Origin of the sequence: Sphingobacterium haloxyli, assembly GCF_002980525.1 — a bacterium.
Classification (GTDB): Bacteria; Bacteroidota; Bacteroidia; order Sphingobacteriales; family Sphingobacteriaceae; genus Sphingobacterium; species Sphingobacterium haloxyli.
Genome location: NZ_PVBQ01000008.1, coordinates 132,137 through 144,024 on the forward strand (window position 1 = coordinate 132,137; position 11,888 = coordinate 144,024).

10 protein-coding genes and 1 tRNA gene are annotated in these 11,888 nt (G+C 41.6%); 5 read left to right on the top strand and 6 right to left on the bottom strand.

Annotated elements, in window-relative coordinates; genetic code table 11:
- Positions 1-4 precede the first annotated feature (4 nt).
- On the bottom strand, positions 5-4,429 hold the full coding sequence (gene dnaE, locus C5745_RS11990) for a DNA polymerase III subunit alpha (protein ID WP_105717247.1): 4,425 nt from the start codon (positions 4,427-4,429) through the stop codon (positions 5-7).
- A gap of 113 nt (positions 4,430-4,542) precedes the next feature.
- On the opposite strand from dnaE, the gene C5745_RS11995 reads away from it, so the two are divergent.
- Complete coding sequence (locus C5745_RS11995; protein ID WP_105717248.1) at positions 4,543-5,103, top strand: DUF4230 domain-containing protein; 561 nt, start codon at positions 4,543-4,545, stop codon at positions 5,101-5,103.
- A 353-nt stretch (positions 5,104-5,456) separates the two neighbouring features.
- On the opposite strand, the gene C5745_RS12000 is transcribed toward C5745_RS11995, so the two are convergent.
- The gene (locus C5745_RS12000; RefSeq protein ID WP_105717249.1) at positions 5,457-5,825 is read right to left on the bottom strand and encodes a hypothetical protein; all 369 of its coding nucleotides are present in this window, start codon (positions 5,823-5,825) and stop codon (positions 5,457-5,459) included.
- 187 nt (positions 5,826-6,012) lie between these two features.
- On the opposite strand from C5745_RS12000, the gene C5745_RS12005 reads away from it, so the two are divergent.
- Positions 6,013-6,411 (top strand): single-stranded DNA-binding protein, encoded by a 399-nt coding sequence (locus C5745_RS12005; protein WP_105717250.1) that lies wholly within the window; start codon positions 6,013-6,015, stop codon positions 6,409-6,411.
- Positions 6,412-6,531: 120 nt separating this feature from the next.
- Here C5745_RS12005 and C5745_RS12010 read toward each other — a convergent pair whose 3' ends face one another.
- Positions 6,532-7,941, bottom strand: a complete 1,410-nt coding sequence (locus tag C5745_RS12010) for an alkaline phosphatase (RefSeq protein WP_105717251.1) — start codon at positions 7,939-7,941, stop codon at positions 6,532-6,534.
- Positions 7,942-8,088: 147 nt separating this feature from the next.
- Between C5745_RS12010 and C5745_RS12015 the strand changes: the two genes are divergently transcribed.
- Positions 8,089-8,397, top strand: a complete 309-nt coding sequence (locus tag C5745_RS12015; RefSeq protein WP_105717252.1) for a hypothetical protein — start codon at positions 8,089-8,091, stop codon at positions 8,395-8,397.
- Positions 8,398-8,467: 70 nt separating this feature from the next.
- Positions 8,468-8,541 (top strand) — tRNA-Ala (locus C5745_RS12020).
- A gap of 38 nt (positions 8,542-8,579) precedes the next feature.
- Here C5745_RS12020 and C5745_RS12025 read toward each other — a convergent pair.
- Complete coding sequence (locus tag C5745_RS12025) at positions 8,580-9,113, bottom strand: lipocalin family protein (RefSeq protein ID WP_105717253.1); 534 nt, start codon at positions 9,111-9,113, stop codon at positions 8,580-8,582.
- Positions 9,114-9,236: 123 nt separating this feature from the next.
- Here C5745_RS12025 and C5745_RS12030 point away from each other — a divergent pair, with 123 nt between their 5' ends.
- Complete coding sequence (locus tag C5745_RS12030; RefSeq protein ID WP_105717254.1) at positions 9,237-9,701, top strand: DUF4268 domain-containing protein; 465 nt, start codon at positions 9,237-9,239, stop codon at positions 9,699-9,701.
- Here C5745_RS12030 and C5745_RS12035 read toward each other — a convergent pair.
- On the bottom strand, positions 9,694-10,662 hold the full coding sequence (locus C5745_RS12035) for a bile acid:sodium symporter family protein (protein ID WP_105717255.1): 969 nt from the start codon (positions 10,660-10,662) through the stop codon (positions 9,694-9,696). The genes C5745_RS12030 and C5745_RS12035 overlap by 8 nt on opposite strands.
- Before the next feature lie 80 nt (positions 10,663-10,742).
- Positions 10,743-11,888 (bottom strand): pyridoxal phosphate-dependent aminotransferase, encoded by a 1,146-nt coding sequence (locus C5745_RS12040; protein WP_105717256.1) that lies wholly within the window; start codon positions 11,886-11,888, stop codon positions 10,743-10,745.

Consider the following 11,888-nt stretch of genomic DNA (forward strand, 5'->3'; position numbering starts at 1 on the left):
GCTATCAATTTAATCTATAGTTTACCCCTTCGAATTTCTCTAAACCGTCTAAAAAGTCGTTTGTAAGATTTATTTTCAACGATTTGGCAGGCATCTCGATAGCTAGCTCGTCCTGCATATCCAAAATTTTAAATTTCAGCTGGCAATTACATTCCGTGCCTTCTACTTTTGTTGATTCAACTAAGGTATGCATTTGCTGCACAAACTGGTCATTCAAAAGATGAAGGGGACATTGTATGGTAAATGACTTGGCCATTTTGTCCCTTAAATCGGAAAGCAGCTGCATATTCTTTAATTCAAAACCCCAATTACCGGCCTGCCTAAAACGTTCTTGTACCAATCCCCTTATCTGCACAAAGAAACCTTCTTGCAGATATCCTCGGAACTTGACGTAATCTTCTCCAAACACCATAATCTCAAATGAATCGCTATAGTCCTCTATAATAAATGAGCCAAACGGCTTACCGGACTTCGCTACTCTATGGTTCGCTGCCGCAATAATGCCACCAACAACTACTTCCTTGTTTTTAATCCGATTAAACTCCAACAATACTTCGTCCTCTACTTCACTTGCTTTGACCTTGTTTATCAATTGGAGGTCTATCACCCTATTATGGCAAAAATGTTTTATTTCAAACTTATAATTATCCAATGGATGGCTGGTCAAGTAGATCCCGATAACGTCTTTTTCATATTTGAGTTTCTCGATAAGCCCCCAAGCTGGGCAAGGCGCCAATACCGGTTCAGGCAGTTCTGTTGCCGCCGATCCACCAAAGAGACTGGCTTGCGCCGAGTTTTCGTTTTCTTTTACCCGGTGGCCGTATTTGATGGCTTTCTCTAAACCCGTCGAGCTGTCACCGTCGACATGGAAATACTGTGCTCTATGGGTATTGGTAAAACTATCAAACCCTCCAGCATACGCTAAGCTCTCGAAAGCCTTCTTATTTGCCGCACGCAAATCCACACGTTTGGCGAGGTCAAATACGGATTTGTATTTACCATCTTTTTCACGGGTTTGAACGATAGTATCCACCGCTCCGGCTCCCACCCCTTTCACCGCTCCCATTCCGAAACGAATCGCGCCTTGGTCGTTCACCGTAAATTTATAATACGATTCGTTCACATCGGGACCTAGTACTTGAAGCCCCATTCGTCGGCATTCCTCCATGAAGAATGTCACCGTTTTAATATCATTCATGTTGTTGGACAACACTGCTGCCATATATTCTGCCGGATAGTGCGCTTTGAGATAAGCCGTTTGATAAGCCACCCAAGCGTAACAGGTAGAATGCGACTTATTGAAAGCATAAGACGCGAAGGCTTCCCAGTCTGTCCAGATTTTTTCCAATACCTTCGGATTATGCCCATTTGCAGCCGCTTGTTCGACAAACTTAGGCTTCATTTTATCCAACACCGCCCGTTGCTTCTTACCCATCGCCTTACGCAAAACATCGGCATCACCCTTAGAAAAGCCAGCTAGTTTTTGCGACAAAAGCATCACCTGCTCTTGATATACGGTGATACCGTATGTTTCTTTCAAGTATTCCTCACAGGCTTCCAAATCATAGGTAATGGGCTCTATTCCATGTTTTCGTTTGACGAATGACGGAATGTATTCCATCGGTCCCGGGCGATATAATGCATTCATGGCAATCAAGTCGGCAAATACTGTCGGCTTCAATTCTTTCATGTACTTCTGCATCCCCGGAGACTCGTATTGAAACACGCCTACCGTTTCTCCACGTTGAAATAGCTCGTACGTCAATAAATCGTCAATGGGGAATTTATCGGGATCGAGTTCAACACCATGACGTAATTTCACGTTGGCAACGGTATCCTTAATCAACGTAAGCGTCTTTAGCCCCAAGAAGTCCATCTTCAATAGACCGGCGCTCTCTACTACAGAGTTATCAAATTGGGTGACATACAGGTCGGAATCTTTTGCCAACGATACTGGTACAAATTTGGTGATATCATCCGGTGTAATGATTACCCCGCAAGCATGGATTCCCGTATTTCGCATAGACCCTTCTAGAACACGTGCCTGCTTAATGGTTTCTGCTTCTAACCCTGCACCGTCAGCCAACGATTTTAAACGATTGACCGCTTCCAATTCCTCCGAGCGCAACACCTCTTTCATCGCCTTCTCATCCATCGAGAAAATTTTATTCAACTTGAGGTTGGGTATGAGTTTTGCAATCTCGTTAGCATCTTGCAACGGTAAATCAAGCACGCGTGCGGTGTCCCGAATAGAAGACTTTGCTGCCATGGTACCATATGTGATGATCTGAGCGACCTGGGATGCGCCATACTTATCAATAACATATTGCATCACCCGGCTTCGGCCTTCATCATCAAAGTCGATATCAATATCGGGCATGGAAACGCGGTCTGGATTCAGGAAACGCTCGAAAAGCAAATCGTATTCGATCGGATCTAAATTGGTTATTTTCAAACAATAGGCAACAGCGGAACCCGCTGCTGAACCACGACCTGGCCCCACAGAAACGCCCATTTTTCGGGCAGCATCAATAAAATCATGTACAATAAGAAAATAACCCGGGTATCCTGTTCTTTCAATGGTTTCCAGCTCGAAATCAAGACGATCGCGAATACTGTCGGTAATCTCTCCATAACGCTCTTTCGCGCCTTCGTATGTCAAATGACGCAAATAGGCATTTTCACCTCGCTTACCACCATCCAAGTCGTCCTCAACGTGCTGAAACTTCTCTGGAATAACAAATTTTGGTAAAAGGACATCTCTATGCAAAGAATAAACTTCAATCTTATCTAAGACTTCCTGTATGTTGATGATGGCCTCGGGTACGTCTGCAAACGCCTGCTTCATTTCCGCTGCAGACTTAAAATAGTATTCCTGATTAGGCAGCCCGAATCGGAAACCGCGCCCTCTACCCTTTGGCGTTGACAATTTTTCTCCGTCTTTCACACATAGTAGAATATCATGGGCGTGTGCATTGTCTTTGCTGACATAATAGGTGTTATTTGTCGCGATCAGCTTGACATCGTGTTTCCGGGCAAGTTCAATAAGCGTTTGGTTCACCCTGTCTTCATCTTCTTGTCCATGTCGCATCAGTTCGATATAGAAATCGCCTCCAAACTGTTGTTTCCACCAAAGTAGAGCCTCTTCTGCCTGTGCTTCACCTATATTCAGCACTTTGCTCGGTATCTCTCCATAGAGATTACCCGAAAGCACCATCAGATCCTCTTTATATTGTTCAATGACCGATCGGTCTATACGCGGGACATAATAGAAGCCTTCCGTATAGGCAATCGACGCCATCTTTGCTAAGTTATGATAGCCTTTTAGATTCTTTGCTAAAACGACAATTTGATAGCCGTTATCTTTCCTTGATTTATCTGTTCGGTCTTCGCACACATAAAACTCGCAGCCCACGATTGGTTTAATCGTCCTACCAACTGGTACCTCTCCTCGTTCTAACGCCTCTGCATTTTTCGCTTCGATTTCTTTATTATATCCGAGCACCGTATTCACGAAGTGAAAGGCCCCCATCATATTACCGTTGTCCGTAAGGGCCACTGCTGGCATATTATCCTTCGCAGCAGCGTTTACCAAAGCTGGGATAGAAATGGTCGATTGTAATACAGAAAACTGCGAGTGATTATGTAGATGGGCAAACTCCGCCTGGTCCAGCGCTTTCTTAAGCTCCTCGTCAATAACAGTTGTAGGCTCATCTGTTTTTTGGGCGGCGCGAATAGCTTCCGATGCGGCTTTTAAGTTGATATGTTTTAACCCAAACGGCGTAATGGGATCGGGATTATATTGTTTAAATTCAACAAAATACCCCGTATCTACCTGTAGTTCTTCCGGAGTAAATACCTCCTGTCTAACGAGTTCAAAAAAACAACGCGTCGTTGCCTCCACATCGGCCGTTGCATTGTGTGCTTCAGCGAAAGGAACGCCGAATAGGTAGTTATGAAGCTCGGTAAGGTTCGGGAGTTTGTAGCGCCCGCCTCGGCCCCCCGGAAGTTTCAACAATTCTGCAGTGACCTCTGTACAGGTGTCCAACACCGGCATACTAGCTAAGGGAGAGTTGACCGCATAACGATAAAACTCGCTTCCCATAATATTGATATCAAAACCGACATTCTGTCCAACAACAAACTTTGCCTTCGCTAACGCCGCGTTAAATTTGGTCAATACGTCAACCAGCGGAACACCTTCTTTTTCAGCTAACTCCGTGGATATACCATGAATTTTTTCGGAATCGTAAGGGATATTAAAACCATCGGGTTTAATCAGATAATCCTGATGCTCAATAAGACTCCCCCTTTCATCATGCAACTGCCATGCTATCTGTATACACCGCGGCCAATTGTCCGTATCGGTGATGGGCGCATCCCAACGCTTCGGTAAACCTGTAGTTTCGGTATCAAAAATTATATACATCAAAATCCCTTTCTCTTCTCAACAAAATTATAAAATAAACGGATGGAATCACGTTGTTTGAAACAAAACATTTTGCGTATTTTGTTTGGAATATAATTTGACGAAGATAGATCATGAAGAAATTTTTGAAAATTCTACTGTTTATTAGCATACTCGTTATCGTTGGCTGGTTTTTAGTTGTACGGTACGGCGGTGGCCCGACATCAGAAAGCAAACATCAACTGCTCATTGAGCGTATCGAAGCTATGGGTAAGCTGGAGTTGGTAAAATATCGGTTCAGCGACGTATTGGAACATAAAAATGTTACGGCGTATCTGCCGGATGCAAGTGTCCTTCTGATCGTTAAAGCTGACGCGGTCGGCTGTATAGACCTGACAAAGCTCGCCTCTCACGATATCGAAGTTATTCGTGACTCCGTGTCTATCAGGTTGCCCGCCCCGGAGATCTGTTATGTTAAAATAGATCACGAGGCTTCGAAAGTATATGACACAAAAATGGCTTTCTTCCGTGAGGCAACCTTGGTGGATGAGGCTTTCAAAAGTGCTGAGAGGGAAATTTATAAAGAGGTACGAAATTCGGATATTTTACGACAGACAAAAAATAACGCGATTCATGTGTTCAGGCCTTTGCTTGAAGGACTAGGTTTTTCTAAGATAAACCTATCGTTTGAATAAAATAATACGCCACACGAATGTTAAAAAATGTTAAAGGATCTGTGATAAATAATAGTTTGTATTGTTCAACGTTATAAGAGTATAATTTCATAATTTAGGTTAATAATTGGTTTGGTAAAATCCTGAGGCTCCCCGCTTCAGGATTTTTTATTTTTAATTTATAGCTTTAGCAAACAAAAAGAAGACCTCCATCCGGGCGGATAGAGGTCTCACTAACCAATTATAACTTGCCGCCATGCTCTAGCGGACTGAATTATGAACTGCTAATATAGCAAGAAAATTCAACCATCCAAAATAATTCTCTACATATTTTGCGTGTATGAAACTAGCTTCGACAGATCACCCTTTAAAAATTACACTTTTTCGAATTTTTGTTGCCGGACCACTAAAACCAGCTCTTCATCCAATGCTAGATAACCATATTCATAGACAAAAAAATACACCTGCCCTTTGGCATTACTAAATTGATTGGTAAAGAAATCAAAATCGAATCCTTTAGAAAGAAGTTTTTCACGAGAGACTTTTTGCATCTTTTCTTTGCCTAGTATCTTACCGAGAACTTGCCGGTTACGCTTCAATGTGTCGTTAATTTTTCGCACAAAACTGTTCGGAAGACTATTTCGTCTATTGTTGTAAGCATTCCGACAGGCGTCATGGCAAAAGCGTTTATCCGACCGCCCAACGACAGGCTCGCCACAAGTCAAACACATACGTTTTTCCATATTTTACATAATTCTTTTATTGTACAAACGTTTGTAAACGCTTATAAACGTTTATAAACGCTTATAATTGGTTAACTACCGGCTAGTATAAACCAGCTTTCGCAACTTTGAATTGTCAACAGCGAATACCATTGACACTATAAATGTAAAATATCTAAAGTGGATTTACAACTAAAATTTCAATATTATGAGTACATTAATCAATGCAGTACAGCTTATCGGACGCTTGGGAGCCGATGTAGAGATGAAAACAACGACAAACGGGACCAAAGTTTCCAACGTGCGTTTGGCCACAAACGAGTATTCCAAAAACAGTCAAGGAGAGTGGGTAGAAACCACCTATTGGCATAGTTTGGTATTTTGGGGAAAACTCGCGGAGAAACTAGAAAGAAGAGGGAAAAAGGGTACCCGCTTATTGGTGCAAGGCTCGCTGTTATATCGTGACTACATCGATGTCAATAATATCAAAAGAGAAGTTACGGATATCCGCGTGCACCAATTTATTGTACTGGATAGTCAGGCAGCCAATACATCGTTGTTGGAAGTTTCTTCGGATGCCGAAGAGGATACTGACCACCTCCCTTAAAACGGTCGCGGGTGCCAACCATACGTGAAAGGCACCCGCGTCTATTTTTTGCCCACCCTTATGACAGATAAATCCCGAAATTAGAATCAGCTATTAAAGCCGACGTAGAAAAGGATTTCGTTAAAAATCCCAGCCCGCAGCTTTCGCTATTTTTTTGGGGATATCGGTGTTCTCCATCTTATGTGTAAATCGCTCAGCTCCTGCTCCAATAGCAAATATGGGGATATACGCTGCTGAATGTCCCCCTGATGCCCAGCTCACCGAACCTTTTTTGTTTAATATTTTAATCGCCTCACTTGCCAATTTATCATCGTTAGCATATAAACTTTTTGACTTTTCCGTTTCGTGGCGTACGAAGCTCTTCTCATATATTGCAACAAGCATGTTTTCCTCATCTTCGCTCACTGCTACATCGGCAAAAAGGCCTACATTTTCCATTAAGACATTTTTTACTTCGTCCCAACGCACATCTTTCTTAGCCGCTCTCAAATCAGCTAACAATTTAGACAACATGCCCTGCGATACCCGTTGATTTGCTAGTAGTTTTGTGTTCAGACGGCTCCCTCCATTGCCGACGGCGATGCCTCCCGTCTCGTGGTCAGCCGTTACGACGATTAGTGTTTCCTCTGGATACTTTTCGTAGAATGCATAAGCCCGCTTTACTGCTTCATTGAAATCCAATACCTCTCGTACGGTTGTCGTAGCGTCATTCGCATGCGAAGACCAGTCTATTTTCCCACCCTCAACCATCAAGAAGAATCCCTGGTCATTATTTTTCGTTAATGATTCTATAGCCGCGTCGGTTATCTGCGCCAAGTTTAAATCGTTGTCTTTCTGGTCTATTGCGTATTTCAACGATGAATGGTCGCCGTCTTCTACATTCATCAAAATTATCTTGTCGGCTGCTAGCTTGGCCTTGTTATAGCCCTCCCAGCCGTAAGCCAATGTATATCCAGCTTTTTCAAACTTCGGAAATAAAGAAGGAGCATCTTCTTTTTGCGAGTTTTTGTTCGGACTTAAGAAACCTGATCCTCCAAAAAAGTCGAAATCTGACTTTATCAGCTCTTCCGCTATTTCATAATACTGGTTACGACTAGGTTGATGGGCATAGAATGAGGCTGGCGTAGCATGATCTATACTCACAGACGTCGTAATTCCCACTTTAAGTCCTGCTTCTTTAGCCGTGTAAGCAATACTCTTATATGGTGTGTTCGCCGCACTGTCCATCCCCACTACGCCGTTTTTCGTTTTTTTGCCTACTGCCAATGCTGTACCTCCGGCAGCCGAATCGGTCACACCGTGCGATAAAGAATAAGAGGTAGCAAATGTAGCATAAGGAAAGGTGGAAAATACGAGTGGGAAAACGGTATTCCGATCTTCTTGCGCGGCTAGAAAAACCTCGGTTAGATTAATCTGGTTCAATCCCATTCCGTCGCCAATCATAAAAAAAATATACTTGGGCTTCTGTTGTGCTGACGCACCGAATACGACAAATAAAAAAAGGTAAAGTACGAAAGAAATTTTCTTCATTTTTCGGAGTTTAGACTAACAAAAATAAAACAATATAAAGTCTATATTAAAATTAAGTAAGTGATGAAATTAAAATAAATAATCAAATAATGCCAAATCCTATCCAACAAGTTACAAAGGTTTGCTGAAAACGTTATTTTTGCAGATATGACATTACAACAGAATGAAATGATTGTTCAGGATTTCGAAAAATACATGCGAGATACCTTACAGCGCAATATACCTTTCACACTAGAAAATTTTACGGCCTTTGCGACATCCTTAATTAATTTTTATGGTGGCAGCAATTTAATCTCAACATCCGAAAGAAGAGAAGCGGCTCTCGTCCTCGTTCGTTCTTTTAATGCAGGCGTAGGCAACCGTATCACCCAGGAGGATCTCGGGCAAATAGCTGATTTGATAATTTCGGATTCCACGATTGATTATTCGCTATTAAACCCGATTTTTTCACTATAATAGCGTTGGGGACTAGAAAGAAATTTGCACATAAAAATGATTTTACGTAGATTTGGCCAATCTCAAAGAAGGGGGATTAGCTCAGCTGGCTAGAGCGTTTGGCTGGCAGCCAAAAGGTCATCGGTTCGACTCCGATATTCTCCACATACAAAAAAGGACAAGGTCTAAAGCTTTGTCCTTTTTTATTCTTGAATCGTCCACACCAATTTATCAGTAGTATATCCTGAGCGCTTGGCGTAAGCTAGATATTTTTCTTTGATATCCTCAGGCATTGTCTTATCACGCGAGAGCATCCACATATAGTCAAGATTTTCACCGAAGACTAGAGCATAACGATAATCATCATCAACCATCACTACATTATATCCCGAGTAGAATGGCCCGAAAAAAGATACTTTCAAAGCCCCCTCTTCTTGACTTCTGACAAATTTTGCCTTGCCAATACTTTGCTTATATCGATCTTTTACCATATCATAACCTTGATTATTGACCCGAATACTGGCATCGTCGTTCAGCGCATAGGACGCTGAAACATTTTTAAGATTTTTCTCCCAGTGAAAATCCATCCGTGCAATCTCGAACCACTCTCCTAGATACTTTTCTTTTTGGAAGCCTTGCACTACGGCTACATTGGATTTTACGGGTTTTAACAAGTTATATAATGTTGTGCCCGCGGCTACGGCGGTTAGCAACAATAATGATTTTTTCCTGTCCATATACACTAAACCGGAAAACGCAATAAAAGTTTGGTTAATAATTAATAGTTTTGAAGAACTTTCATGAGATATCTATGGAGGTTTGTTAGCAAGCATTGGCAGTAACATTTTCAGCGAAAAATATTGTACTCAAAAGAAGAAGCAAAGAAACTAAAAGAGCAGTTTTGGACTAATTTCGGTCGATTTATGTCTTTGGTTCCAAATGAAGAGGGAATAAAAATAAATTGGGTTAATTATAAAACAACCATTAAACATCTTTATTTTCGGATGGAAGCGGACAATAAAACGGCAAGCATCTATATTGAAATCAGCCATCCGGACGAAGGGATAAGGGAGCTGATGCTTACACAGTTCCAGGAATACGAAAAGATACTGCATGCTGAACTCGAAGAAGAATGGATTTGGAACAAAAACCATTATGATGAATATGGCAAAAACACCGCTCGTATCGGAATAGAGCTCGACAAAAAGGTCTCTGTTTTTAAAACGGAAGACTGGCCTACTTTAATCCGTTTTTTCAAACCGCGTATGATCGCCTTGGACCGTTTTTGGAGCAATGCAAAATACGGCTTTGAGCTATTTAAATAGCATCCTTATTATGGTATCGTTGTGCGATCATGGTAACGATCAATATCTGAAGGGCGTGGAATATCATTAACGGTAGAAAATATAGACCTGCGCTAGGAGAATGAGCGAATAGAAATTTTCCGAATACAGAACCGTGGGTCAATGATTTTTTAGACCCGCAGAATAAAGCCGTTATCTGGTCTTCCCTATTGAACTTAAAGACGTATTTACTTAGTAAATAGATCATCCCATAAAGAAGCACAAATAACAAAACCACACCCACAAAAATCCATAGAAGATAAAGCTTTCCCGTGCTTTCAAACACGCCGCTTACAAATGATTCAGCAAAGCTGCTGTACACAATAAGCAGAATAATCGATTTATCAAAAATCCCTAACTGCCGGTTATATTTCGATGCCCATTTGCCAAAATAGCGCTGCAGTACCAATCCCCCGATAACCGGGATGATAATTTCCTTTATTAAACCCCAGTATACATCGCCGACGACATCAACCTGTTCAAAATTTAGAAAAAACTGCATCCATAATGGTGTTACGACCACACCAATTAACCCCGATATACTTGCGTTAAAGATGGCGGCAGGAATATTTCCTCGCGCAATAGAAACCATTACAACCGAAGAAGATACTGTAGACGGCAAGGCTGCCAAAAAGAAAAAAGAAAGCCAAAAATCATGCTGTAATTCGTTCTGAACCAAAGGATAAAAAGGTATTACAAGCAAAGGAAATAAGACAAATGTCGCACCTTGTATCAAAAGGTGAAGCTTCCAATTGCTCAATCCTGTTTTTAACTGCTGAAAGCTCAATTTTAGCCCGTAAAAGAAGAAAATAAGGGACACACCGACGCTCGTTATCCATTCTAGTATTTTCCCTTCCTGCCAGAGATACAGTTGGGGAAAGAAATAGGCAATAATAATAAAACAGAGCAGGGCAACGATAAAGCTGTCAAAATTCAATTTCATATAGGCTGGACATAAATGAAGCAGAGACGCAATGTACTGCGTCTCTACCGGTATTTCACTATATTTTCACGAAAAAGCCGCTATGAAGACAATTTACCCAAAGCCTCTTTTATGCGTCGCAAAGCTTCTTTCAAAGCCTCGTCTGAAGCTGCGTACGAAAGACGAATGTAATTGTTATTACCGAAAGAGTCGCCTCCAACAGTCGCCACATGTCCTTCATTTAGCAGATAGAGTGCCAAATCTGAAGAGTCTTTGATTACATTTCCGTTTGCATCTTTTTTCCCAAAAAACGAACTAATTTCAGGAAAGAAATAGAACGCGCCCTCCGGAAGATTCGTCTTCACTCCTGGAATATCATTTAATAAATCATACACCAATTGACGTCTGCGCAGAAATGCTTCTTTCATTTCATTTACACTTTCCAGTCCGTCATGGTAAGCAGTAATACCGGCGCGTTGCGCGATGGAACAAGTTCCTGAGGTCGTTTGGCCTTGTAGTTTATCGTTGGCAGCAGCAATTTCTTTATTAGCGGCTATATATCCTAAACGCCAGCCTGTCATGGCAAAGGCTTTGGAAAAGCCATTTACGATTATTACGCGTTCACGGACGGACTCAAACTGAGCGATGGATTCGTGTTTGTCGACGAAATTAATATGCTCATAAATCTCATCTGACAAAATGAAAATATTTGGGTATTTTTCGAAAACCTTCACCAATGCAGCTAATTCGTCCTTGCTATAAACGGAACCTGTTGGGTTACAAGGGGATGAAAACATAAACAACTTAGTTCTCGGCGTAATAGCTGCCTCCAACTGCTCGGGTGTAATTTTGAAGTCCGAGTCGATATCCGTATCAATAAATACGGACTTTCCTTCTGCCAACACGACCATTTCCGAATAAGAAACCCAATATGGTGTAGGGATAATAACCTCATCACCCGGATTAATTAAAGTTAAAATAACGTTAGATAATGATTGCTTAGCGCCGGTAGAGACCACAATCTGTGACGGCTCATATTCCAAACCGTTTTCATTTTTCAATTTATTAACAATAGCTTGGCGGAGTTCTGGATAACCCGGTACCGGAGAATAACGTGTATAATTCTCATCTAGCGCTTTTTTTGCCGCATCTTTTACGTTATCTGGTGTATTAAAGTCTGGTTCTCCTACACTTAAACTAATAACGTTGATTCCTTTAGAAGCTAATTCGCGCCCTAGTTTAGTCAT

Bases quoted from the DNA above. Each gene is read 5' to 3' on its own strand.
- dnaE (WP_105717247.1), bottom strand. From the start codon at position 4,429: ATGTATATAATTTTTGATACCGAAACTACAGGTTTACCGAAGCGTTGG.
- C5745_RS11995 (WP_105717248.1), top strand. From the start codon at position 4,543: ATGAAGAAATTTTTGAAAATTCTACTGTTTATTAGCATACTCGTTATC.
- C5745_RS12000 (WP_105717249.1), bottom strand. From the start codon at position 5,825: ATGGAAAAACGTATGTGTTTGACTTGTGGCGAGCCTGTCGTTGGGCGG.
- C5745_RS12005 (WP_105717250.1), top strand. From the start codon at position 6,013: ATGAGTACATTAATCAATGCAGTACAGCTTATCGGACGCTTGGGAGCC.
- C5745_RS12010 (WP_105717251.1), bottom strand. From the start codon at position 7,941: ATGAAGAAAATTTCTTTCGTACTTTACCTTTTTTTATTTGTCGTATTC.
- C5745_RS12015 (WP_105717252.1), top strand. From the start codon at position 8,089: ATGACATTACAACAGAATGAAATGATTGTTCAGGATTTCGAAAAATAC.
- C5745_RS12025 (WP_105717253.1), bottom strand. From the start codon at position 9,113: ATGGACAGGAAAAAATCATTATTGTTGCTAACCGCCGTAGCCGCGGGC.
- C5745_RS12035 (WP_105717255.1), bottom strand. From the start codon at position 10,662: ATGAAATTGAATTTTGACAGCTTTATCGTTGCCCTGCTCTGTTTTATT.
- C5745_RS12040 (WP_105717256.1), bottom strand. From the start codon at position 11,888: ATGACTAAACTAGGGCGCGAATTAGCTTCTAAAGGAATCAACGTTATT.